Source organism: Mycobacterium sp. 852002-50816_SCH5313054-b (assembly GCF_001667185.1).
Classification (GTDB): domain Bacteria; phylum Actinomycetota; class Actinomycetes; order Mycobacteriales; family Mycobacteriaceae; genus Mycobacterium.
On the sequence record NZ_LZIC01000004.1, the window covers coordinates 1 to 23,912 of the forward strand.

25 protein-coding genes are annotated in these 23,912 nt (G+C 65.9%); 17 read left to right on the forward strand and 8 right to left on the reverse strand.

What is annotated here, in order from left to right; genetic code table 11:
• Nucleotides 1-145 precede the first annotated feature (145 nt).
• From A5787_RS00375 to A5787_RS00425, 12 genes are all read left to right on the forward strand, one after another.
• Complete coding sequence (locus A5787_RS00375; RefSeq protein ID WP_066959923.1) at nucleotides 146-1,663, forward strand: adenylate/guanylate cyclase domain-containing protein; 1,518 nt, start codon at nucleotides 146-148, stop codon at nucleotides 1,661-1,663.
• 335 nt (nucleotides 1,664-1,998) lie between these two features.
• Nucleotides 1,999-2,808, forward strand: a complete 810-nt coding sequence (locus A5787_RS00380; RefSeq protein WP_082977000.1) for an ABC transporter permease — start codon at nucleotides 1,999-2,001, stop codon at nucleotides 2,806-2,808.
• Nucleotides 2,808-3,668: an ABC transporter permease gene (locus A5787_RS00385; protein ID WP_066959929.1), complete on the forward strand. Its 861-nt coding sequence runs from the start codon at nucleotides 2,808-2,810 to the stop codon at nucleotides 3,666-3,668. Before A5787_RS00380 ends, A5787_RS00385 begins: the two co-directional genes overlap by 1 nt.
• Before the next feature lie 8 nt (nucleotides 3,669-3,676).
• Complete coding sequence (locus tag A5787_RS00390; RefSeq protein ID WP_066959979.1) at nucleotides 3,677-4,735, forward strand: MlaD family protein; 1,059 nt, start codon at nucleotides 3,677-3,679, stop codon at nucleotides 4,733-4,735.
• Nucleotides 4,732-5,742, forward strand: a complete 1,011-nt coding sequence (locus A5787_RS00395) for an MlaD family protein (RefSeq protein WP_066959932.1) — start codon at nucleotides 4,732-4,734, stop codon at nucleotides 5,740-5,742. The genes A5787_RS00390 and A5787_RS00395 overlap by 4 nt, the downstream gene beginning before the upstream one ends.
• Before the next feature lie 51 nt (nucleotides 5,743-5,793).
• A complete protein-coding gene (locus tag A5787_RS28705) occupies nucleotides 5,794-5,883 on the forward strand; it encodes a hypothetical protein (protein ID WP_369829060.1) in 90 nt (29 codons plus the stop codon).
• Nucleotides 5,871-6,764: an MlaD family protein gene (locus A5787_RS00400; protein ID WP_369829061.1), complete on the forward strand. Its 894-nt coding sequence runs from the start codon at nucleotides 5,871-5,873 to the stop codon at nucleotides 6,762-6,764. The genes A5787_RS28705 and A5787_RS00400 overlap by 13 nt, the downstream gene beginning before the upstream one ends.
• Before the next feature lies 1 nt (nucleotide 6,765).
• On the forward strand, nucleotides 6,766-7,923 hold the full coding sequence (locus A5787_RS00405; RefSeq protein ID WP_066959938.1) for an MlaD family protein: 1,158 nt from the start codon (nucleotides 6,766-6,768) through the stop codon (nucleotides 7,921-7,923).
• Complete coding sequence (locus A5787_RS00410; protein ID WP_066959941.1) at nucleotides 7,920-8,963, forward strand: MlaD family protein; 1,044 nt, start codon at nucleotides 7,920-7,922, stop codon at nucleotides 8,961-8,963. Before A5787_RS00405 ends, A5787_RS00410 begins: the two co-directional genes overlap by 4 nt.
• The gene (locus A5787_RS00415) at nucleotides 8,960-9,925 is read left to right on the forward strand and encodes an MlaD family protein (RefSeq protein ID WP_066959944.1); all 966 of its coding nucleotides are present in this window, start codon (nucleotides 8,960-8,962) and stop codon (nucleotides 9,923-9,925) included. Before A5787_RS00410 ends, A5787_RS00415 begins: the two co-directional genes overlap by 4 nt.
• A 35-nt stretch (nucleotides 9,926-9,960) precedes the next feature.
• Nucleotides 9,961-10,701, forward strand: coding sequence for a hypothetical protein (locus A5787_RS00420; RefSeq protein ID WP_066959947.1), 741 nt, complete (start codon nucleotides 9,961-9,963; stop codon nucleotides 10,699-10,701).
• A gap of 46 nt (nucleotides 10,702-10,747) precedes the next feature.
• On the forward strand, nucleotides 10,748-11,485 hold the full coding sequence (locus A5787_RS00425) for a hypothetical protein (RefSeq protein WP_066959982.1): 738 nt from the start codon (nucleotides 10,748-10,750) through the stop codon (nucleotides 11,483-11,485).
• Here A5787_RS00425 and A5787_RS00430 read toward each other — a convergent pair whose 3' ends face one another.
• Together A5787_RS00430 and A5787_RS00435 are read right to left on the reverse strand one after the other, a co-directional pair.
• Entirely contained in the window at nucleotides 11,486-11,842 is a 357-nt protein-coding gene (locus A5787_RS00430; RefSeq protein WP_231993737.1) for a hypothetical protein, read from the reverse strand.
• 80 nt (nucleotides 11,843-11,922) lie between these two features.
• Nucleotides 11,923-13,701, reverse strand: coding sequence for an NAD-binding protein (locus A5787_RS00435; RefSeq protein WP_082976994.1), 1,779 nt, complete (start codon nucleotides 13,699-13,701; stop codon nucleotides 11,923-11,925).
• A gap of 230 nt (nucleotides 13,702-13,931) precedes the next feature.
• Here A5787_RS00435 and glnA point away from each other — a divergent pair, with 230 nt between their 5' ends.
• Complete coding sequence (gene glnA, locus A5787_RS00440) at nucleotides 13,932-15,368, forward strand: type I glutamate--ammonia ligase (RefSeq protein WP_066959953.1); 1,437 nt, start codon at nucleotides 13,932-13,934, stop codon at nucleotides 15,366-15,368.
• 9 nt (nucleotides 15,369-15,377) lie between these two features.
• Here the strand turns inward: glnA and A5787_RS00445 are convergent, their stop codons facing one another.
• On the reverse strand, nucleotides 15,378-16,043 hold the full coding sequence (locus A5787_RS00445) for a M15 family metallopeptidase (RefSeq protein ID WP_082976995.1): 666 nt from the start codon (nucleotides 16,041-16,043) through the stop codon (nucleotides 15,378-15,380).
• Between the two features lie 105 nt (nucleotides 16,044-16,148).
• Here A5787_RS00445 and A5787_RS00450 point away from each other — a divergent pair, with 105 nt between their 5' ends.
• On the forward strand, nucleotides 16,149-17,681 hold the full coding sequence (locus tag A5787_RS00450) for a serine hydrolase (protein ID WP_082976996.1): 1,533 nt from the start codon (nucleotides 16,149-16,151) through the stop codon (nucleotides 17,679-17,681).
• A gap of 13 nt (nucleotides 17,682-17,694) precedes the next feature.
• Here A5787_RS00450 and A5787_RS00455 read toward each other — a convergent pair whose 3' ends face one another.
• Together A5787_RS00455 and A5787_RS00460 are read right to left on the reverse strand one after the other, a co-directional pair.
• Nucleotides 17,695-18,213 carry a DUF732 domain-containing protein gene (locus A5787_RS00455; RefSeq protein WP_082976997.1) on the reverse strand — a complete coding sequence of 173 codons (519 nt, stop codon included), beginning with the start codon at nucleotides 18,211-18,213 and terminating at the stop codon, nucleotides 17,695-17,697.
• Nucleotides 18,214-18,415: 202 nt separating this feature from the next.
• Nucleotides 18,416-19,009 (reverse strand): DUF732 domain-containing protein, encoded by a 594-nt coding sequence (locus tag A5787_RS00460; protein WP_197506926.1) that lies wholly within the window; start codon nucleotides 19,007-19,009, stop codon nucleotides 18,416-18,418.
• Between the two features lie 44 nt (nucleotides 19,010-19,053).
• Here A5787_RS00460 and A5787_RS00465 point away from each other — a divergent pair, with 44 nt between their 5' ends.
• Nucleotides 19,054-19,311, forward strand: coding sequence for a hypothetical protein (locus tag A5787_RS00465; RefSeq protein ID WP_082976998.1), 258 nt, complete (start codon nucleotides 19,054-19,056; stop codon nucleotides 19,309-19,311).
• Nucleotides 19,312-19,324: 13 nt separating this feature from the next.
• Here the strand turns inward: A5787_RS00465 and A5787_RS00470 are convergent, their stop codons facing one another.
• Both A5787_RS00470 and A5787_RS00475 read right to left on the reverse strand, forming a co-directional pair.
• Nucleotides 19,325-19,987 (reverse strand): TetR/AcrR family transcriptional regulator, encoded by a 663-nt coding sequence (locus A5787_RS00470; RefSeq protein ID WP_066959964.1) that lies wholly within the window; start codon nucleotides 19,985-19,987, stop codon nucleotides 19,325-19,327.
• A 104-nt stretch (nucleotides 19,988-20,091) separates the two neighbouring features.
• Entirely contained in the window at nucleotides 20,092-20,796 is a 705-nt protein-coding gene (locus tag A5787_RS00475) for a TetR/AcrR family transcriptional regulator (RefSeq protein WP_066959967.1), read from the reverse strand.
• A gap of 364 nt (nucleotides 20,797-21,160) precedes the next feature.
• Here A5787_RS00475 and A5787_RS00480 point away from each other — a divergent pair, with 364 nt between their 5' ends.
• The gene (locus A5787_RS00480) at nucleotides 21,161-21,550 is read left to right on the forward strand and encodes a DUF4267 domain-containing protein (protein ID WP_066959970.1); all 390 of its coding nucleotides are present in this window, start codon (nucleotides 21,161-21,163) and stop codon (nucleotides 21,548-21,550) included.
• A 14-nt stretch (nucleotides 21,551-21,564) separates the two neighbouring features.
• Nucleotides 21,565-22,392, forward strand: coding sequence for an LLM class F420-dependent oxidoreductase (locus A5787_RS00485; protein WP_066959973.1), 828 nt, complete (start codon nucleotides 21,565-21,567; stop codon nucleotides 22,390-22,392).
• Between the two features lie 10 nt (nucleotides 22,393-22,402).
• Here A5787_RS00485 and A5787_RS00490 read toward each other — a convergent pair whose 3' ends face one another.
• Nucleotides 22,403-23,827: an NAD(P)/FAD-dependent oxidoreductase gene (locus A5787_RS00490; RefSeq protein ID WP_066959976.1), complete on the reverse strand. Its 1,425-nt coding sequence runs from the start codon at nucleotides 23,825-23,827 to the stop codon at nucleotides 22,403-22,405.
• Between the last annotated feature and the right edge of the window lie 85 nt (nucleotides 23,828-23,912).

Below are 23,912 nucleotides of genomic sequence, written 5' to 3' on the forward strand. Positions count from 1 at the left end.
CAGGGGGGTGCTGCAGTGGGGGGGGGGGGGGGGGGCGCATACCAGTTGAACCCCCCCTGGGCGCCTGACCGCGTCAAGACCCGAGAACAGACGCTTGCGCCCCTTTCTCCGCTCATCGCGCCCTGCGGAGCTTTAATCTCCTGCCATGGACCGCATCTGGCAGTGGATATGGGATCGCTGCGGGGCAAAGTACTACTGGTGGGCACTGGCGGTGGCTGCGTTCCTCGTATCGCTACCGATCTACCTCATCCTCTTGGCATTGCCGATTACCGCTTTTGAGAAGTCCGGCCGTTACGTCGGCACGACGGGCGTCACCGTCGTCGCCGTGCTGGTGCTCGTGGGCATCATGTCTTTTCCGAATCGCCGATGGGCACGCCTTTGGGAGCGGTGGGCAGCGGGCCACGACGTCGATCGAGCAATCGCCCTCGATGCCACCTATTCCTACTCTCGGGCGACGGTTCCTCGAACGATGTGGGCCACCGGCGTATGGGCCGCCGTGCTGTCGGTACTCGTCGGCGCGATCGCCGGAGCGACATTGTCCCGGCTGATCCAATACGGGATACTCGGCGCCGCCCTCGGAGTGGCGATCCAGCTGGTCGCGTTCCACAGCATCGTGGACGCAACAATGCGGCCGGTCAGAATCGCCCTCGCTGGTGACACAGGCATCGGCGATTCGCTGCCGCGCTCTCGTCCGACTTTTGCCGTGCGGTCGAACGTGTCGGTGGTTGCGGCAGCATTTGCGTACGCCGCCAGCGGCGCGTGGCTAGTAGCCGTGCTGGGTCATGTCCGTGACGCTCCGATCCTTGCCCTGGTGATCGGATGCGCGTTGGCGGTTGTGTACGCGGTACCGATCACCGTCGGCATCGGGTTCTCACACTCCCTGCAACCCATTCGCGACCTCGCCGCGGGAGCCGAACGTGTCGCGGCGGGGGACTACGGTCAGCGCCTGCCGGTCGTCCAGGACGACGACCTGGGCGCGCTGGCGGCGTCGTTCAACCGCATGCAGGCGGGTTTGGCCGAGCGGCAACGGCTCCAGGGGGCATTCGGGACCTACGTCGACCCGGTGCTGGCGGCGAGGCTGCTCGAGCAGGGCGACGACGTGTTCACCGGCGAGCGCCGCGAGGTCACGGTGATGTTCGTCGACATTCGCGATTTCACCCCGTTCGCCGAAGCGAACACCGCCGAGGACACGGTCGCACGGCTCAACGCCCTGTTCGAGATCGTGGTCCCTGCCGTCGTCGACGCCGGTGGCCACGTCAACAAATTCCTCGGCGACGGGGCGTTGGCGGTCTTCGGCGCACCGAATGATCTTGCGCATCATGCCGACGCAGCGGTGTCCGTCGCCGTCTCGATTCAGCGGCTCGTCGGCGAGCGATTCGAGGGCGCGCTTCGGATCGGAATCGGCATCAACACGGGTGTCGTCATCGCCGGCACCATTGGTGGGGGAGGCAAGCTCGAATTCACGCTGATCGGTGACGCCGTCAACGTCGCGGCGCGCGTCGAGCAGCTCACCAAGACCACGGGCGACGCGATCCTTCTCACCAAGTCATGTGTTGACGCACTGGAGTCAACCCCGCCGGGGCTCATCGACCGGGGGTCCCACTCCGTGAAGGGCAAATCTGCGGCGGTCCAGATCTTCACCTTGGGCCCGCCGATCCCATAAGTGTGTCGTACGTCACACTCGGCTGCTTCCATGAACAGACGCTCGGTGCCGCTGATAGAACGCACGTACCGCTGATAAACACATGTCAAACATGCTTATATGTGCTGGGGGCGAAGTCCTGACAGCGATCAGGAAGGAATTTGCCGTTGACCGCAGGTGTGCACGACGCGACAGCGGCGGAACCAACCACTGAGACAGCAGACAACGAAGTCTCTGTCGACGTCGATGCGAGCACCACCACCAACGGCGAATACCTCTCCGACCTGCTGAAGTCCGCCGAGCCAGAAGATCGCCCGGCTGCCCCGGAGCCAGTTGCCGGTCGCCACTTTCTCACGATGCTGGGCAAACCGGTGCGCTACGGCGCCAACCAGCTCGATTCCTCGTTGCAGACATTAGGTCGCTTCTTCGACCTGGCCGCTCAGTCGTTCGGATACCTGATCAGGGACTTGATCAGGTTGCGGCACCCGTGGCGCGACACCCTCAACCAGGCCTGGTTCATCATCAGCGTCACGGCGATACCTGCGTTGCTGGTGTCCATCCCGTTCGGGGTCATCGTGGCGGTGCAGGTGGGCAACTTCATCCAGCAGGTCGGCGCCTCGTCGGTCTCCGGTGCTGCCGGCGGCCTCGGCGTGATCCGACAGGGCGCACCGGTGGTCGCCGCGCTGTTGCTGGGCGGTGCGGCCGGTTCGGCCGTCGCCACCGACCTCGGCGCCCGCACCATTCGTGAAGAGGTCGATGCGCTGCGCGTCATGGGCATCGACCCGGTGCAACGGCTGGTCACCCCACGGCTGGCAGCGATCGTGATCGTGGCGCCAGTGCTGTGCTCCTTCATCATCTTTATGGGGCTGGCGGCGGGCTACGCCATCAACGTGGGCTTCCAGTCCGGCACCCCGGGTAGCTATATCGCGTCGTTCGCGTCCTTTGCGAGCGTCAACGACGTCATCGTCGCCATCCTGAAGACCTGGCTTTTCGGCGTGGTCGTGATCCTCGTGGCCTGCCAGCGTGGTCTCGAGGCCAAGGGCGGTGCGCGCGGCGTGGCCGACGCAGTCAACGCCTCCGTGGTCATCGGCATCGTGGCGGTGTTCGTTCTCAACCTGCTGATCACCCAGGGACTGTCGATGTCCATGCCGCTAAGAGTGGGCTGATGGCAACGCCGGCACGGTACCTACCCGCGCCCCTGCGGGCGTCGTCCTGGGTCGCCGGCCGGGGTGACTCGGTGATCCAGCGCCTCGGTCACCAGGTCACCTTCCTGTTCCAGGTGCTCGGTGCGATCCCGCACACGCTGAAGCGTTACCGGCACCAGACCGGGGTGCTGTTGGTCGACATGATCTGGGGGAACGGGTCGCTCATCGTCGGTGGCGGCACCATCGGCGTGCTGATCTTCATGGGCGCGGCGGTCGGCGGTTCGGTGGGAATCGAAGGCTACGGGGCCCTGGACATGGTCGGCATGGGCCCGCTGACCGGGTTCGTCTCCGCGTATGCGAACACCCGGGAGATGGCGCCGATGATCGCGGGGATCGGCTTCGCGGCCCAGGCGGGATGCCGCATGACCGCCGAGATCGGCGCCATGCGAATCTCGGAGGAGATCGACGCGTTGGAAGCCCTTGGCATTCAGTCGATCCCGTTCGTGGTCACCACCCGGGTCATCGCCGGGATGATCACCATCGTTCCGCTGTATGTGGTCACGCTGGCGTTGAGCTATGTGTCGTGCGCGTTGGTGGTCAACGTGCTGCACGGGCAGTCCTCGGGCACCTACTACCACTACTTCGACTCGTTCATCCACCCTTCCGACGTGGTTTTCTCGGTGCTCAAGGCCGCCATCTTCGTGACGCTGATCATTGCCATCCACTGCTACCAGGGCTACTTCGCCAGCGGCGGTCCCGAGGGTGTCGGGCGGGCCTCGGGGCGGGCCATCCGCGCCAGCATCGTGACCGTGGTCGCCGTCGACATGGTGCTGACTCTGTTGTTCTGGGGCAACAACCCCGGCATCCGGATATCGGGGTAGGCGTGCCGATGTTTCCCGACCAAGGAGTGCGGGCGCCCAGTTCGCGCTCGTTGCGGATCCGCGGCCTGATCGCCGCGGTCGCGGTGGGTATCGCGGGCATCTCGCTGTATGAGCTGGGCAACGGCGGCTACGACGACACGTTCAAGCTGACCGTGGTGGCCGATTCGATCGGTGAGGGTCTGACGCCGGGCGCCGAGGTGAAGTTCCGCGGGCTGACGATCGGATCGGTGAAAACGCTGCAATCGGCCGGATACAACAGGCAGAAGATCACGGTGGAACTCGAGCCGCGCCAAGCGAGGGCCCTGGCCGCCGACACGACGGCCAACTTCATGTCGTCCAACACTTTTGGCCTCGCGGCGGTCGAGCTGGTCAGCAGCGGCACCGGCGCCCGGCTTAGGCCGAACCAGACCCTGCTGATCGGCGCCAACGTCCGGTCGACTTCCATTACCGGGCTGCTGCGACAGGGCCAGAAAATCGGCAAGATGGTGGACTCGCCCGACGTCGACCACATCATCGAGATAGTGCGTCGGCACACGGAGCTGACCGAGCCGGTGACCCGGTCCTACTTCGATCTGATCAAGATGCTCGTCGACGCCCAGAAGGTGCCGTTCTCGCGGTCGCTGTCGGTGTTCGCCTCGGTGGTCAACGGCGCCAGCGACGCCATCCCGCTTATCGGATTGGCATACGACCTACTGAACGGGATGGAATTTCTGGCCCACCCCGACGGGGTCGAGCGCATGAACGTGATCCTGGATCAGACCGCAAAGCTCCTCTTCAATACGGACCGGATCTTCGCGAAGAACATCGCGTGGCTGGCGCCCTTCATGAAATCGATGATGGACGTGTTGCTGCCGCTCTCGTACCTCCAGGGCAGCCAGGCGCCGGTCTATGACCGGCTCTCGGGGCTGCTGGACCGCACCAGTGCGGCGTTTCCGATCATCGATGGCAAGGTCCGCATGCAAATCGAGGTCACCCTGGACACGATGCCGGGGCTGGCGGCGGCGCTGCCTCCCGCGCCGCCGCAGCCAGCGGCGCCCGCGCCGGCACCGCAGGGCGGTGGCCGATGAGAAGTGTTACCAAATCGGTGATTTGGCTGACCATCTTCACCGCGGTATCGGTGGTGTGCACGCTCATCGTGCTGACCGCCTTGCGTAGTCCCGTCACCGGGGCGGTTTCCCGCTACACCGCGGCGTTCTCCGATGTGTCGGGCCTCTACGCCGGTGACGACGTCCGCATCTCCGGCGTCCAGGTCGGCAAGGTGCAAACCATCCGGCTCGACGGCCGGATCGCCAAGGTGGATTTCACCGCGCAAGACGATCACCCGGTGTTCGCCAACACCGTTGCCGCGGTGCGCTATCAAACGCTGGTCGGTCAGCGCTACGTGGAACTCGTCCAACCGGCCAAGCCGGGTCAACGGCTGCGGGCCGGGGGCGCCCTCGGCCTGGGGCAGACGATTCCCTCGTTCGATGTGGCGAAGCTGTTCAACGGGTTTCGGCCGATATTTCAAACCCTCGACCCAGCCCAGTTCAACCTGCTGGGCGAGAACCTGCTGCGGTTGATCCAAGGCGATGAAAATGGCATCGGCCCGTTCCTGCACGACCTCGACGTCATTTCTAAGTTGGCCGTGAACCGCCAGGCGGTCATCACCGCCGTGCTCCGCAATCTCAGCGCGATCTCCCAGGATCTGGGCGGCAAATCGCAGCAACTGTTTCATCTCATCGCCACGCTCAACGACGTGGTGACGAAGTTCGGTTCCAAGGCCGAGGAGTTTCGTGCGGCGATGGACGTCGGGCTGCCCGTCCTGCGGAATACCACCCATATCTTGCAATACACCGAGCACACCTTCGACGGGACGACGGTTCCGCTCTACGACCTGTCCAGCCGGATGTGGCCGCAGACCGCGACGATCATCGCGGGCCTGTCGCTCGCGCCCTCGCTGATCCAGGGAATGCGGGACTGGCTGGCCGACGACCAGCCCGCCAGACCGGCGTTTTCGTGCTCGCACGGCGAAGTCACCCTGCCGGGGATCGGGCAGGTGTCGTTCGCACAGCAGAACTTGGTGGTGTGCCGGTAATGCTGTTCGGGGACAAGAGCGTACGACGGCGGCGTCCGGTGCTCGACGAGCGTGCCGCCGCGGTCCGCAGCCGTCGGCACGGCATCGTCGGCGTCGTGGTCATCGTTGCGGCGTTGGCCGCCACCGCGATGGCCTACTTGAATCCGACCGGCCAGACCGGTTATGTCGCGCGCTTGTCCAACTCCGGCGGGGTGCGCGCGGGCGACCAGGTTCGTATCGCCGGCATCCCGGTCGGGAAGATCACCGGCGTGCGGCTCGACGGCGCCGCCGTCGAGATGAAGTTCGACGTCGAGCGTTCGGTGGTGGTCGGTTCGGAATCCACACTGGACATCAAGCTGCTGACCCCGCTGGGCGGCCATTACGTGGCGCTCGACCCGAAGGGCGCTCTGCCGCTGGGCCGCAACGTGATTCCGCCACAACGGGTCACGTTGCCGTTCGAGGTCAACGACATCATCCAGGCGGCAACCCCGCTGATCAAGGACGTCAACGGCCAAGTCATCCACGACACGTTCACCGAGGTCGCCAACGCCGCCAACAAGTTTCCCGATGCGGTGCGCGACCTGCTCCGGTCGGCCAATGCGTTGACGACGTCGATGAGCAAGTCCACCGCCGACTTCCATCGCAGCCTGGACTTCACCAACAATGGCCTGCGTGCCACGGTCGCCGCGCGTAAGCAGCTCATCACGCTCTTTGAGCAGCTGGACATCATCGGCCAGTCCTACACTTCGAAGTCGGTCGACATTGTCGAGTTCTTCGGCCTGTTCAGCGAATTGGCCCGCATCCTCGATCGCATCGTGGTGTTTTACGGCCGGGAGGTCGGCCCGGTAGTCAACGGACTCGAAGACATCACCGACACGCTGAACGCCCATCCCGAGCGGTGGGGCGAGGCGCTCGAGGGCCTGGGGCAGAGCTTGAACATCGTGTTGCCGATGCTCAGCGGCAACGGGGTGGTCTTCGACAAACACAGCCGGCTGGTGCCCGGACAGGATCTGTGCCTGCCCAACGTCATGAGGAACTGTTGAGATGAGCAGGATGTCGGCTGTCGGCTCGCGGCTGCGTTCCCCGTGGGGTATTGCCGCGGTGGTGGCCGTTGTCGCGGCGGTCGCGGCGGCGGTGGTCTTCGGCGCCAGGATCGTGATGCCCACACACACCCGTGCGATGTGCGCCGAATTCACCGACGCGGTAGGGCTGTATCCCGGCAACAAGGTGGCACTGCTGGGTATCGAGGTCGGCACCACGACCGCAATCGTCAACAGGCTCGACCACGTCGAGGTTGACTTCACCGTGCCCACCGACCTTGACCTGCCGGCCGATGTCGGGGCGGTCACCTACTCGCAATCGATTGTCACCGACCGCCACATCGAACTGACCAAGCCCTACACCTCGGGCCCGAAATTCACGGGGCCGGCGTGCATCAGGCTGAAGTCCACCAAGACCCCGATCAGTATCAGCGAAACCTTCACTGCCATAGGCAAGCTCGCCGACGTCATCATGGAACCCCAACACGGCCAGGACCCGTCCCGGGCGCCGGGCGTGCAAGCCATCAACGACAGCTTGCGCGCGGCCAGCCGCTCGCTGGATGGAACCGGAGCCGGCCTCAACCAGACCCTGCGCGATCTGGTCACCATGCTCGCCGACCCCTACAAGGCTGACGCCGACTACCGGCAGCTGTTCGAAAACAGCGAAATCCTTACCTCGGACTTCCTCAAGAACTGGGATAGCTTCGCCGGGTTTGTCCAAACGCTTCCGGCGACGACCCAATTGGTCGAGGGCCTGTCGGACAACTTCGGGGCCGCCATGAGCCATCTGTCGCACCTGCTGCCGATCTTGGTCGAGGCGATCAACCGGTGGGGGCCGCGGGTCTATCAACGACTCGACCACTGGATCGCCTGGCTGAGCGACATGCTGACCAGACACACCCCGGCCATCATGGCCATGATCAACTCGTGGCCGCAGTTCAGCCACTGGCTCAGCGACATCTACGAGCCGGCGTGGGGAACTCACAACGTCACCTATATTCCGCCGCAGGTGGCGATTTCGCCGTCGCAGGCCGGCGCCATCTGCGAGGGGCTGCGGCAGCGCAATGTCCCCGGTGCCGCGTCGGCGTGCGCGTCGGGCACCGCGTCGGACCCGGTCACCCTCGGTCTGACCGATCTGATCCTGGGGGCCGCGCTGTCATGACCCGACGATCGATGGGCGTGCTGCTGACCGCGATGGCGATTTGCCTGACGGCGGCGTGCTCGCTGGATCCGACCCGGCTGCCGGTCCCCGGCGCCTACAGTCCCGACCACGCCTACCGAATCAAGATCCAGTTCTCCAGTGTGCTCAACCTGCCCGCCCGGGCCAAGGTGGACTCCGGTGGAGTGCAGATCGGCGTGCTCGACCACGTTCAGCTCGACGGCACCACGGCGGTCGCCTACGTCGATATCGCCGGCGACACAAAGCTTCCCGGCAACACTCGCGCCGAACTGCGCCAGGCCACCCCCCTCGGCGACATCTACATCGCCCTCGTGCCGCCGGAGGATCGGGCCGGGGACGTGGCGGTGCTGCGCGACGGCGGCACCATCCCGTTGCGCTACACCGCCCCGGCCGACAACGTCGAAGACCTCTTGCGGTCGGTGTCGAACCTGGTGGCCGGCGGCGCGATCGGCACGCTGCAAAGCACCGTCGTCAACGCCAACAAGGCGTTCCCGAAAAACCCCGCCGAGCTGACCCGGATGCAGCAGACCCTCGCGGGCGTCCTCAATGACCTGGCGGCCAACCAGGACACCATCGACGGCATCTTGTCCAGCATGGAGAACATCACCACCAACATGGCGGCCAATACCACGGTGTTCAACCGGCTGGTGACCGAGGGGCCGCCGAAGCTGCAAGGGCTATCGGCGATCACGATGGCCATCCTCAACGTCGTCGGGGACTCTCGAGACGTCAGCGAGCTCGGCGGAGAACTCACCAACCCGATCACCGGCGACATCATGCAAATGCTCTCCTACCTCACGCCAATGGTCGGAACATTGGCAACCCTCGACACCACCATTCCGGTGCTCGCCGACAAGCTGGTCGCATTCCTGCACTACAAGCTCCTCGGGTTCTTCCGCAATGGCGGCCCGAAATACATTGTTTCCGAACTTCATCCACCGACCGGGCACGAGGGCGTGGATCCCGCCGACAAGGCCGACCAGGCGGTCAAGGCGATGCAAAGCATGGGAATGCTGCCGTGAAATTCGGTGCCCGCGCCACGCTGGCCATCCTGGCGGTGATGACACTGGCCGGCGCGGCCTACATGTCGATCGGTGTGCTCGACATCAGCCCGACCAAACAAGTCACCCGACTCACGTTGCTGCTCAACACTTCCGGCGGCCTGATGCCCACATCGGAGGTGACGATGCGCGGCATCAAGGTCGGCCGGGTGACCGGTATCGAGACCACGGCGAGCGGGCTGGCGGTCTCGATCGACCTCGACCGCGCGCACCCGGTGCCCGCCGACAGCGCGATCAGCGTGGAAAACCTTTCCGCGGCCGGTGAGCAGTACATCGACTTCAAGCCGAGAATGATTGCGCCGCCGTACTTGGGCGACGGGACGGTGATCCCGGCGGACCGGGTCGCGCCGATGGTAACCGGCGCCGACTTGCTCACCAAGGCCAATGCCCTGATGTCGGCGCTGAACCTCGACCAAGTGCACACCATCATCGACAACGTCTCCGCGGCGTTCGCCGGCAACGACGACACCGTCGATTCCCTGGCCACAACCGCGGGGTTGACCGCCAAGGTGATCCACGACGACAAGCAGCTGCTGTCCACCCTGTTCAGCAACGTCGCCACGATGACCACCAACTTGGGCGACATCAACGCGGGAGAAGTGATCAGCGAGACCGGCAAGCTGTTACCGCGCTCGGTGCCGGCGTTTTTGCGGATGATCCACGAAATCGAAACCCTCTCGCACACCGGCGTGGGCGTGGTCGGCCCCGACGACCCGGCAGGGGTCCTGGTCGCCAAGCTCAGCCAATGGCTCGACATGCTGGCCGGCCCGCTAGGTACGTTCACCACCGTCCTGGAACCCGCGGTCGCGCCGCTACACGACATCAAGGTGGACGCCGGGCATTGGCTCGACTTCTGGGAATCGACCTTCAACGACACCGGCGGAATGCGGGTCCAACTCAACGTGCCCGAATGGCATCGGTGATCGGCGAACGAAGTTACGGCAAAGAAAGAACTGGCATGACAAACTCAGCTATCAGCGAAGACGAAAAGACAGACGACAGCGAGATCGAGGCCGCCGGCGACGACAGCACGGGCGTCGGCGCCGACGAGGCTGAAACCCAGCCGGGCGCCGACGACGACGCGCGGCCCAAGCGGTCGGCGAAGCTGCGGCTGCGGCCGAACAGCCCCAAGCGATGGGGCGCGGCGGTACTCGTGGCGGCGGTGCTCGCCTGCGGCGTGTTCGGGGTCATGAAGTATCGCCACGTGAGCGGCCAGCTCGCGGAGCTCCGTCGACAGCAGGCCGATCGAGACACCGTCGCGCAGCTGGCCAAGGACTACGCGCTGAAGTCGCTGACCTACAGCTTCGAAGACCCCGACGCCTTCTTCCGCTCCGTCGAAGACGGTGTGTCGCAGCAGCTTAAGGACAAATACGTCAACGCCAGCGATTTGCTCAAGAGCGTGATGCTGCAGGCCCAGGTCACCTCCACCGGTGAGGTGCTGGCCATCGACCCGGTCGCCCAGCCCGGCGGGGTCTACCAGGTGGTGGTGTCGGCCCACCAAACCACCCGCAATCTGCAAAACCCGACGCCCAAGGTCTCGATCATCCTGTTGCAGGTGACCGTCAACGAGGTGGGCAATATGTGGCAGGTTTCCGATATCGGCCCCAAGACCGGGTCGCACCCGCCGGTCGAGCAGCAGATCCCGCCGGCCGAGCCCCCTCCCGCTCGCGCTCCGACCCCGCCGGCGCCGACACGATAGGTGCGCGGCTGTGAAGCGGCTGCCGCTGCTGGTCGCGCTCGTGACGATGGCCACCGCGGCCACGGTGTGTCCGACCGGGGCGGCTGACACCGCGCTGCCGCCGTGCCCGCAGAGCGCCGCACCGATCAGCCCGCAGGCCACGTCGCCGCATTCGGACTGCCGAATGCACTCCGGCGCTCTCGATTTCGCCGTCACCTATTGGACCGTTCCCGAGTTGTCCGGGCCCGGTGCGGTGAAGGTCGTCGTGACCGATCCGTCGGGCGAGGTGGTGCAAACGATCGATGAGCTGCTGGAGCCCTCGAGCCCGGGGGGCGTCGTCCTGCAGGATGTCGACGGCGATGGCCGCGACGAGCTGATCATCCCGATCGCGCGACACCCGTTCAACGGCAGCGCGAACACCCGGTTCGCGGTGTGGCGCGCGCCGGGTGACCGCAACCACTACGAACGCACCCAGATGGTCGGACAGGCCGTCTATCCCAGCGGCGACGGCTACCTGGTGACCAACGGCGGCGCGCTGGACAGCCGCGACCTCACCTTCTATCTGCCGACCGGGGCCGGGTACACCCTCGTCGTGGTGTTGACGATCGAGGCCGAGGAGGTGGACCCGAACACGCATCGGGTGCTGACCGTCGTTTGCCGCGCCCACCAGGAAGACGGCCTCCACGCGGTCGACATGAGCCTTCGTCAGGCCGAGGAAACCTTCTGCGCATCGCCGTCCGCCAAAGCCATCTGGCCTGACGCGGAGCGCATCCAGATTCGCCAGTGGCGCCGGGGGCAGCAGTAACTACGGCGCGCAGTAGGCGCGAGCCGTCGCCAGTTGCTGCCGCGCCTTGGCAAGATCGCCGGCGATTTGTTCTGGGCTAGCCGGCCGGTAGGGGTCGCTCGCGTCGATCTGGGACGCCAGCATGTCCGAGCGAATTCGGAGGTCGACCGCGGCCGCACTCTTCAAGCCGTGTAGCGGCGCCAGAGCGTTCCGAACCTGGCCCGCCACATAAGCCGGTGTACCGGCGGGAGAAACCAGGTCGAACGCGTTCTCCAGCCGATCGGCCGCCGGCACGATGACGCTGCACTCCGCGTCCACGGCGGCCGCCGCCGGCCCGGCCGTCGGGCACATGATGACCGCGGCGACAAAGAGCGGCACACAGAGAATTCGTCGGTGCATTGGCCCTACTTTTGCACCGCTCGGTCGTTCTGTCGCGAACTTCATCCGATCCGGTGTCGTCAGGCTTCCGGCTCCGGCGCCCAGCGCGGCGGGCGCCCATCCGGCCGGTGCGCCGCACGCGCCGCCGCCAGTGTCGCCGCGCGCTCCCCATTGACCGCGGTCTGCGGTGGCGGCTGGCCCTTGCGCAGCGTGGTGATCAGCTCGCGGTACGGGCCGATGATGTAGACGGTGTCGCCGGCTTTGAGTCGGGCGTCGCGGCGGGGACGCAACCTGACCGGGCCTTCCGGCCGAGTGATCGCGATGACGCGCGTTTGGGTGGACAGTTCCATCATCCGCAATCCGTCCAGCTCGCTGCCCGGCGCCACCAGCATTCCGCCGACCATGAAGGAGCGCTGCCCGACCCAAAACGTGCCGAGCACTTGCAAACCCATCGCCGCGCCGATGAACCAGGGGGCGGCCAGGTCGACAATCGACCGCACGTTTTCGAAACCGAACCGCCGATTCACCGCAGCGCCCAGCGCCCGGCCTTGAACGCGCATGACGATCGGCACCTTGGTATCGGATCCCAAGATCTCCAGCAAGACGATCCCTGTCTCGATGTTCTCCATGTCGTCCTGGGTCACCACCGCCACCCCGCGGGCGTGCTCTACGCGCGCCGATTCCAGCGTCTGGCGCATCGTCGAATCCCCGAAAATCACCGGAACATCGAGTTCGGCCACGGTCGGCAGGAAGCGGTTGTTCTCGTCCGGCTCGATGACCAGGACGTCGTATCCGGCAGCGGCCAGATCACTGACGACGCGGACGCCGATGGAACCCAGTCCGACCACGACGACGTGGCCGCGCATGTGGCGTGCCCGTCGGAGTCCGGCCGTTTGAAGGAAGCGCCGCGACAGCAGCAGGTCCGCGAGGAACGCGACGAGGATGGCGGTAACGATCGCGCCGCCGAACATCAACCCGACCACGAACAGTCGCAACGGGGTGGACTGTTGGGCGAAGCTGAATTCGCCATAACCGACGGTCGTAATCGTCTCGGAGGTGAAGTACAGCGCATCGAGCCATGACAACCGCGGGTTCCGATAGGTGAAGTGCACCGCGGCCGTCGAGCCGAGCGTGAGGAACAGCGCGAACGCCAACGACGGCACCAGCATGGGGTTCGCGTCGTCGCGCATGGCGCGCGCGGCGTCGATGGCGCGTCGCAGCCGGGAGTGGCGAGAACGCGTGGCGGTCGGGGGAGGCAGGGTGATCCCCCTGGCCTCCAACTCGTCTTTGACGCCGATCATCGACGTCCAGTCCCCGGCGTAGACCCGTAGATCCCGCCCCGGGCAGGGCACCACCTCGCCCGGGGATGGTGAGTTCCTGCCGTGGACCACCGCAACCGGTGCCAGGTCGGCGTAGATCTCGCGCAGCGTCGCGTCGTACGGCGCCTCGGCTCCCCAGACCACGAATTCGATGCCGGCCGTCTCGAACTGGTGCGCGTTACGCGACAGCACGGCCTCGACGAGGGAGGGTGTCGCGAGGTCGGCGACGTCCAGGATCGCGCCGGGGCCGCTGACGGCGTTCACCGCCTCGCGCAGCACGTCGTTGGCCAGGCGCGCCACCACGCGCACGTTCGGGCTGTATTCCCTTGCCAGCAGGGCGATTTCGAGATTGACCGCGTCGTTGGGCCCGGCGCAGACGACGGCGCGCGCGCGATGAACCCCGGCGCCGAGCAGATCGGCGGCGGTGTTGATCTTGATGATCCGCGCGCCGGCGCCCCTGAGCTCCTCTGCGATCGTCTTCGACAGCGGGTCGTCTCCGAAGACGATGATCTCGCGGTGAAATTGGAAAACCTCTCCCATTTCGCGGGATGGTTCCGCTCGTGTGTCACCGGGGTCTTTCGCGGCAACGGCCTTCATTCCTACGACTATCGGGCACCGGGTCGGAATGTGCCACCGGAGCGAGCCCGGGTCTTACTGTGACGCAACCGGTTCGACCCGAGCTTGTCACGCGGACGAAATAGTTGTGGCGTAGAGAGAGCCATCGCACCACTGCGGTCGCACGTGAAAAGTCTTGCGCAAAGGAGCATTTTGTGTCCGAAAAGACACCCGACGATATCTTCCAACTAGCCAGGGACGAGAACATCGAGTACGTCGACGTCCGATTTTGCGACCTGCCAGGCACCATGCAGCACTTCACGGTTCCGATTTACGCCTTCGACGAGAACGTGTTCGAAGAAGGCCTGGCCTTCGACGGCTCCTCGATTCGCGGGTTCCAATCGATCCACGAGTCCGACATGCTGCTGCTTCCCGATCCCGAAACCGCGACGATCGACCCGTTCCGTGCCGCCAAAACGCTGAACCTGAACTTCTTTGTCCACGATCCGTTCACCCTCGAGGTGTACTCGCGCGATCCGCGCAACGTCGCCCGTAAGGCGGAGAACTACCTGATCGCCTCCGGTGTTGCGGACACCGCGTACTTCGGCCCGGAAGCCGAGTTCTACATCTTCGACTCGGTCAGCTTCGATTCGCGGACGGACACCTCGTTCTACAAGGTGGACGCGACATCGGGGTGGTGGAACACCGGCGCGGAGGCCGAGTCCGACGGGGGCCCCAACCTCGGCTACAAGGTCCGCCCCAAGGGCGGGTACTTCCCGGTGGCCCCCACCGATCACTACGTCGACCTGCGCGACGAGATGCTCACCCACCTGACCAACGCCGGCTTTTCCCTGGAGAAGGGCCACCACGAAGTGGGCAGCGGTGGTCAGGCCGAGATCAACTATCAGTTCAACACCCTGCTGCACGCGGCCGACGACCATCAGATGTACAAGTACGTCGTCAAGCAGACCGCGTGGCAGGCCGGCAAGACCGTGACGTTCATGCCCAAGCCCCTCTTCGGCGACAACGGCTCGGGCATGCACTGCCACCAGTCGCTGTGGAAGGACGGCGTCCCGCTGATGTACGACGAGACCGGCTACGCCGGCCTGTCCGACACCGCGCGGCACTACATCGGCGGTCTGCTCTACCACGCGCCGTCGTTGCTGGCGTTCACCAACCCGACGGTCAATTCCTACAAGCGCCTGGTTCCCGGGTATGAGGCCCCCATCAATTTGGTCTACAGCCAGCGCAACCGCTCGGCGTGCGTGCGCATCCCGATCACCGGCAACAACCCGAAGACCAAGCGGCTGGAGTTCCGTTGCCCCGATGCGTCGGGCAACCCGTATCTGTCCTTCGCGGCCCAGCTGATGGCCGGGTTGGACGGCATCAAGAACAAGATCGAGCCGCCGCCGCCGGTCGACAAGGACCTCTACGAGCTGCCGCCGGAAGAGGCCGCGGAAATCCCGCAGGCGCCCACCCAGCTGTCCACGGTGATCGATCGGCTGGAGGAAGACAGCGAGTACCTCACCGAGGGCGGCGTGTTCACGCCCGACCTGATCGAGACATGGATCAGGTATAAGCGCGATTACGAGATCGCCCCCGTCAACCTGCGGCCGACCCCGTACGAATTCGCCCTGTACTACGACGTCTAGGCCGCCGCCTCAGGGCCGCTCGAAATGCTGGTAGTCGAGGGGAGCCGTCCAGTCGCCACCCCACCGCCAGCCGCGGTCGGTGAAGACGCGAACGGCCGGGTCGCCGTCGTGCAGGAGTCCCGGGGCGGTGCGGTTGCGGTCCACGTAGGCCGCGGCGTTCGTCGGTTCGAAAGCACCGCCGGAGTAGATGCACGGGTTGACAAGCGGGTTCAGGTCGATCGCCCGGCCGTACGCGTGTGGGGACCATTGATCAGATCCCGGAATGCGTCGGCAATTGAACGCCGAAGTGTTGTTGTCCGCCATGGACAGCTCGTCATCGGCGGTCGGGTAGTGGTCGACCGTGCGGATCTTCTCGATGGGAAAGCCCAGCCGGTAAAGCTGCTCGAAGATCGCGATGACCTCCGGTACCAGGTCTTGGTGCACGATCAGGGCGCCGCGGTGGGTCTGGCCGTCAAAACCGACGTGGTCGACGTCGACCCGCCTGAGCTGAGCGGGTTCGACCGGGCAGCCCGGCCGCCAGCTCGCGCCGAGTTCCGCGGGCGTCACCGGCAGAACGGTCGCGGCGGCGGACGACGTGGCGCCGGGCGCGGAAGGAGGGGCGGTCGGCGGCGGTGTGGCCACCCGCGGTGGCGGCGTGGAGGCGCACTGCACCAGCATGACGGCAGCTGCCGCCATGAGGGCCGGCGCGAAAAGCCGCCGGCACCGGGACGCGAATGGGGATCCCACCGGGCATCAACTATAGGACTGCGCGCGGCCAAGCCGTCGACTTACGCTTGCGGCATGCCCGGTAAGCCATCGGTGCGAAAGGTCTCGGTGCGAAAGGTCGTTGCCGTCGGCGCCGTCTTGCTTATCCTCGCCGCGGCTTCCTCGCCTGGCGACGCGGGGCGTACGGGGGTAAGCGAGGCGCCCCAGCAGCCGCAGGTGCTGCAGGTGCCGCCGGTCCCGCCGGTGTTGCATGTGCCACCCGAACCTCCGTCACCCGAATTCGCCGCCGTCTCCAAGCTGATGAACGATGCGATCGCGGCGCGGCGGCTGCCGGGCGCGGTGGTGGTGATCGGGCACGGCGGCAAGGTCGTCTTTCACCAGGCTTATGGGGAGCGCAAGCTGGACGGCGAGATGGGGCTGGACGGGTCGCCCGCACCAGGGGAGCCGATGACCGAGGACACGATCTTCGATTTGGCTTCGCTGACAAAGTGTCTCGCGACGGCGACCGCCGTCATGCAGCTGTACGAACAAGGCAAGGTGGCCTTCGACGATCCCGTGCAGAAGTATCTGCCGGACTTCAACCCGGCAAACGATCCGCAGCGTGCCGAGGTGACGGTCCGGATGTTGCTGACGAACACGTCAGGCGAGGGGATAGACGTAAGCCTGGGCGACCCGTGGGGACTGGGCGGCGCCGACAAAACGGAAGGCATCCATCGCGCGCTCAGCACGCCGCTGCAGTCGGGTCCCGGTGGCGTTTTCCGGTACTCCGACATCAATTACATCCTGCTTGGCGCGCTGCTCGAAAAAGTCACCGGCGAGGCAGAAGACGTTTATGTTCAGCAGAATGTCTTTGTGCCGCTTGGCATGGACGACACCCGCTACCTGCCCGGGACCAAAGCCTGTGGCCCGCATGGGATTCGAGGGGCTGCGATCGCCTGGGCTCCCGTGCCGCCGGGACGCGAGCCCGAAACTTGTCCCGAGGGCGCGTGGAACGCCAGCGTGTTGCCGCGCATCGCGCCGACAGCCCTTGACGAGGAAAGCCGGGCCGATCCGGGCAAAAACCCGGATTATGGCTACCTGCTTCGTGGCACCGTGCATGACCCGACGGCGCGCCGCATGGGGGGAGTGGCCGGAAATGCCGGTGTGTTCGCGACGGCCCACGACGTCGGCAGTTACGCGCAGGCCCTGCTCGATCGGCTTGCGGGTCGCCCCAGCACGTTTCCGCTGCAGGCCGCGACTCTGGAGTTGATGACGACTCCCCAGCAACCCGGACATACCGCGCACCAACTCGAGGCGGCCAACGAAGCCGCCCGGACCACCAACTACCCGGCGGTCGGGGGACAAAACCTGTTCGGCTTCGGCTGGGACATCGATACGGGTTTTTCCAGGCCGCGGGGCACCGTCTTTCCCGTCGGCAGCTTCGGCAACACCGGCTTCACCGGAACCACGCTGTGGATGGACCCCGGCTCAGACACCTATGTCGTCCTGCTCTCCAACTCGATCCACCTGCGAGGCAGTCCGCCGATCTCGGATCTGCGTGGTGAAGTGGCCACCGCTGCGGCCCAGGCCTTGCGCCTGTACGGCAGTGCGCCACGCCCGCGCAAGTAGGAAACCCGCAGACCTATTTCTGCGCACTCGGGCAATACGCGGCGACAGCGGACTGCGCCAAATGCTCCGCGTCGTCATGGGTGAAACGCTTCGGCCATCGATTGCCGGCGGAGGTGTCCTGGTCCTGTGCGGACAAGATGTTGTTCACCGTCAACTCGAGCGATTGCGGCCGCGGTGGCAGCAGCAGGAAACAGGTGTGGTGGCCCAGCTCCATGAACCGCTGCCGGATCGCAGCCTTGCCGTTGTCCTTGATGCCGTAGCTGTCCAACATGGACAGGAATTGGGCGTCCGCACCGTCGGCCGGGGATATCGCCGCCGACGACGCGCTGATCGTCACGGTCTGCGGACCCGGCGATGTCGCCGTCTTGTCGCGCGACAGATACACGCCCACGGAGATGAGACCGGCCAGGGCTGCGGCGGCGAAGGCCGCGGCCGCAACGAGGACTCCGGCGGGCGTCTGCCGTCGGCGAACCGGCCGTGGCACGTGACGAGGCACCGATCCGGTCGGGACGTCGCGGCCCTCGACAGTCATGCGCCGCCTCCTATGACTCCCGGATGCGCGGCAAGGGTGCTGCCACTTCGCGGACCACGTCTACCCCCTGCCGGGCTTCCCCGGGTAACGCCACGTCCAATCAATATCGCACCGTTTGCATTCCTCGGTTTCAACGACACGTCAATAGTCGATGTCGAAGTTTGTCACTTCTGCGGCGGTCCGTACAGGGCGTCGGCGCCCGCTAGCGCGCGCCTCCGACGAGGTTGGCGTTTTGCGGGCAGTACGCGTGGACGGAGATGCTCACATACGTCTCGGCGTCCAGCCCCGGGTTGCTTCCGTGAAACGCGTTGACGATCTCCGGCACCGACACCCCACGACCGATGTCGGCGCACACCATCTTGCCGTTGGAGATGGCGGCCTCAGGATTGGCGAACGAGATGCCGTGGTCGTTCAAGTTCTGTACGTACTTGTTGTCCTGGTCCGGGGTGGAGGCGATGGACGACGGCGCGGCCGAGGCCGACGGGGTAGCCGGCGCGGACGCCGTGCTGCCCTTGGGCGCGGCCGGCTGAGGGCCCTTGGGACCCGGGCTCAGCAGCCAAAAGGCGAAAATGATCGCCCCCGCGAGGGCAAGACCACCGACGAGCAACGCGCCGGCCTTGCGCCAGGTAGCGCTCCACGATTGGCGGTCGCTCGCGGGTTCGCTCCCGACTTCGTCGTCATAGGCGCGCGGGGACGTGCGATCTGCGGCATCCGCTGCCGGGTTGTTGGGTACGGCAACCGTCTCGGCGCGGTTGAGCGCGAACGTTTCGTCGCCAGCCGGGGACGGCTCGGCCATGACGGCCATGGTAGCGAATCCGCCGCGCCCTGTGAGACCCTCACATGTCGATGGACCTGCTGCGCCGCGTGCTGCAATACGAGGTCAGCGTCGGGGCGCTGATCGAGGTGGCGCTGTGGCTGGCGATTCCCTACCTGTCCCTCGGCTTCGTCTGGGCCGTCATGCACACCGAGGAAACGCAGCGAATGCAGACGCGGCTGGAAAGCGTCATGCCGGCAGGATCGGACGTCGCGGCGGTCGGGTTGACGGTGGCGTTGTGGCCGGCGTCGCCGCAACTAGCCGCTGCCTGCCCGGCCAAGTAGAACGGGCCCGCCTTCAGCCGGCGGCGGTGCGTCGCTCGGTGACCTGCTCGATCCGGTGCGGCGAAACGCCGAGTCCGCGCAGGCAGAACCGCAGTGCACGTTCGCGAACCACATTGCGGTCCCATTGATGTGTGGCCCACTGCCGCTGCGTGCCGGCCCACACCACGCCGTGGATCGATTTCGCGGCGGTCGTCGGGATGATGTCCTCGAAGACACCGAGTTCCAGGCCGCGCTCGAGCTGCTCGACGAGCGGCTCGAGTATCGCGCCGTATGCCGGTGCGACCATCTCGGGCGAGGAGACCCCCTTGGCGTGCGCGTCCAGGGTCAGGCGACGTACACCATTCTCACCGGCTTCGCCGAATGCGAGTTCGAGTCGCCCGTCGACCCACGCAACGACCGCCTCTACCGGGTCGGCCGTGTTCGCCATCCTTCCTCTCAGCCGCTGCGTCTCGTGCCGGGCCAGCTCCAGGAACACCGCCGCGACCAACTGGTCCTTGGAATCGAAGTGCCGGTAGAACGCGCGGGTGCTCAGCTGCGCGTGTTCCAGCACGGTCGCAACACTGAGTCCTCGGACGCCGTGCTCGTGCATAGATCTCGATGCGGCGGCGACGATGGCGTACCGCACGTTGGGGTCGGGATCGAGCTTGTTCCGTCGTCGCGTCAGGGGGGCGGTCATGGGCGTCAGACGGGCGTGGCCCGGTTGCACAGATGTTTCATAGCGCGTAGGTACCCCGCGGCAGCGTTAACGGAAACATTAATTTCAGGACACGCGCGTTTCCACTAACTCGCGGCCTCGTCACCCGCGATGAGTTCTTCGATGGTGTGGGGCGCCACGCCCAGTCCGCGCAGGCAGAACCGCACCGCTCGTTCGCGGACTTCGTTGCGGTCCCAGTGATTCGTTGCCCACTGCCGCTGCGTGCCGGCCCACACCACGCCGTGGATCGATTTCGCGGCGGTCGCCGGAATGATGTCCTTGAACACGCCGAGCTCCAGGCCGCGTTGCAGCTGCTCGATGAGCGGCTCGAGGATCGCACCGTAAGCGGGCGTCACCATCTCGGGAAGTGAGAACGATTTCGATTGGGCCTCCAGGGACACCTGGCGCAGTTCCGCTTTGATCTCCTCGTCGAAAGCGAGGTCGAGCCTGCCGTCGATCCAGGCGGCCACGGCCGCGACGGGGTCGGTGGCTTCCGACATCCTGGTCTTCAGCCGTGACACCTCGCTGCGCGTCATTTCGAGAAACACCGCGGCCACCAACTGGTCCTTGGAATCAAAGTGCCGATAGAACGCCCGGGTGCTCAGCCGGGCGCGTTCCAGAACCGTAGCGACGCTGAGCCCCCGAACCCCCTGCTCGCGAACCGATTTCGACGCGGCGTCCACGATCGCGCGGCGCACGTCGGGATCGGGTGCGAGCTTCTTGCGTCGGGGCGTGACCGTGTGGCCGACGTACTGCTGCGGACGCGCTGCCGGATCCCCCTGTCCCGTCATAGTTAACAAAAATAATGCGCTGATCGTTCGTTCACACCGCTTTCGTGAAGCCCGTGTCGGGTGAGTCTTCGTGACGAAAGGTCCCTGAGCCATCGCGATGTTCGCGGAAAAGCTATTGAACTGATGTGCAATTGTTTCGCCCCGAGTTATCGGCGATCATTCATTGCTGGTCTCGGAGGTTTCCCCGGGGTCGGGCACACGTCATCGGGTGCGATACGGCAAATGTGCGTCACAGGAACGTGTTTGCCGAGATCTCTCAATCGGCCGCAACTTTTTTCGCCGGGACCGGCAAATTCTTGTTAACCGAAAACAACGATTTCAGTGAACCGTGGTTCACCGGGGCGATTGGCTCTAGGCTGCGGCCATGTCGATTGATCGCGCAGCGCTCCTGGCCGGGGGTTTCCGTCTCGCGTCGGGCATCTCGTTCCTCATCGATCCGCTCCGGGCGAACAGGTGGTGGGGCGATCCGGAAGAGCCGACGCCGACGGCGCGACTGCTGCTGCGTTCGATGGGCTATCGCGATGCGCTGATCGGCGGGCTGCTCGCGGCGGCGGCGCTGCGCGGCAAGGACACCCGCGGCTGGTTTTTGGCCTCCGGCGGCGCCGACGCGGCCGACCTGCTCGGCGGCGTCAGCGTGCACGACGAATTGAAACCCTCGCAGCGGCTGGTCGGCTTGGGCGGCGCCGTGGTCGGCATCGGCGTCGGGCTGTGGGGCGCGACCCGCCGGACTCCGCGAGGGGAGACGACGCAATGACGATGGGAGCAAGCATGCGGTTGGGTGTCCTGACTTTTATCACCGACGAGGGGATCGGCCCGGTCGAGCTGGGCCGGGCGCTCGAGGAGCGCGGGTTCGCGTCGCTGTTCCTGGCGGAGCATTCGCACATTCCGGTCAACGCCAAGACCCCGTACCCCATGGGCGGCCCCATCCCACGGAAGTACTACCGCACGTTCGATCCGTTCGTCGCGTTGACGGCGGCGGCGGTCGCGACCGAGAGCCTTCTCCTGGGGACGGGTATCGCATTGATCCCGCAGCGCGATCCGATCCTGACGGCGAAGGAGGTCGTGTCGCTTGATCTGATCTCCGAGGGGCGGTTTCGCTTCGGCGTGGGGGTGGGCTGGCTGCGCGAAGAGATCGCCAACCACGGCGTCGATCCCAAGGTGCGCGGGCGGGTGGTGGAGGAACGGCTGCGGGCGATGATCGAGATCTGGACGCAGGACGAGGCCGAATTCCACGGCGACTTGGTCGATTTCGATCCGATCTACAGCTGGCCGAAACCGATGACGCGGCCGTACCCGCCGCTGTACCTGGGCGGCGGGCCGGCGAGCTTCCAGCGCATCGCCCGGCTCAAGGCCGGCTGGCTTGCCATGAGTCCGTCGGCGGATGCCCTTTCGGGTCAGCTCGAGGAACTGCGCGCCACCGCCGGCCACGACGTGCCCGTGATCGGATCTCACATGGGGAACCACTCGGCGAAAGAACTCGAGGGCTACCGCGCACTCGGGCTGGAACAGGTTTTGGTGGAACTGCCCACAGAACCTCGCGACGAGACGCTGCGCCGCCTGGACGAGCTGCAGGCCGAGTTCGCGAAACTGGCGTAAAGCCGCGCCGTTAGCTCACCGCACTCTCGACCAGCGACCAGTACTTCGCTTCGCGACCTGTCAGCTCGTCCGACGTGATCGCACCGAAGGCGGCGGCGTCGCGCGAAAAACGGGTCGGGGCATCGGCCAACGCGTCCGGGCCTTCGAGCCGAAAGCAACTGGGTGCCAGCGGACCGAACAGCAGGGCCCGCCGCAGGTGCGACCAGTTGTCCAGCTGCGGCTCTACCCCCGCTGCGCGGGCGAAAGTCATTGCCGCCAAGTTCATTTGGGTTTTCTGTGGTGACCCGCGCCGTGAACGATGTTCATCGATCGACTTGCGTTGGTGGTCCTCGGCCGGGGGCGGGATAGCGCCGCCCCAGGCGTACGCGATCCACCTGGCCTGAAGTTCCAGCGGCACAAAGTATCCACCCGACTGGTCCCACATGCCGACGAAGGCCATTCCCGGGAGGTCCGGGTGGAACGTGTAGCGGTCAGCGTCCATGTGCACCGCGTCGAGGTCGAGGATGGCGCGGATGTGCTCGCTCAGGAAGGGCAGGGACAGCTTGAACCCGGTGCCGAACACGATCCCGTCGAAGTCCTCGGCATTCCCGTCGGCGAAGCTCACGCGCGTGCCCGCGATGGCCTTTATCCACGGCCGCACCGTGATCCGGCCCGCGGCGACGAGTGTCAGGTAATGCTGATTGAGCGTCACGCCGGCCGCGAACAGGGACGGGTCGGGCCGCGGCGCGCCGTACTGCTCGGGGCTTCCGGCCGTCTCGACGACGATCTCCTTCAGCTGCCGGTCGATCTCGGCCGCGGGAAGGCTCTCACTGGCCAGGGCGCCGTATCGCGTGTAGATCCGGCTATCGGAGGGCACGCCGGCGGCGAACTTCGGCAGGACGTACCTTTGCCGCCGTTGGGTCACCACTACCCGCGCCGCGCCCAGGTGGGCCAGGTCCGCGGCGATCTCGAGGGCGCTGATCGCGCAGCCGGCCACCAGAACGCTCTTGTCGTGGTACGGCGCGGGGTCCCGGTACTGGTAGCTAGCGACTGATCCGGCCGTCCCGGTGAACGTCGCGAGCCCCGGCACCGCGGGGATGGCGGGGACGTGGAACCTGCCGCTGGCGACCACCACCCGCGCGAAGAGCTCGTCCCCGCCGGCGTGACGGACACGCCACCCCGCGCCGTGCCGTTCGACGAGTTCGACCCGCGTGCCGAGCAGAATGCGGGGGTTAAGGCCGAACTTCTCGGCATAGCGATGCAGGTAGCCGAGAATCTCGCGGTTGGGCGGGTAGACGAGGTCGGTCTCGTGCTCGAGGTCGCTGAAGGCCGTGAGGATGCGGCTGCTGTTGGTGTGCATGCCCGGCCATACGCCGCTGCGGCCGGGCAGGCCCGTCCACTGCCCGCCCAGCATCGGCGCCTTCTCGAAGATCGTCGGTTCGAAGCCCTGCGCCAGGAGCCAGCGCGTCGCGGCCGCCGACGCCGAAGAGCCGCTGCAGGATCACGTCTATGCGGCGCTGAATAGCGGCGACGTGAGCATC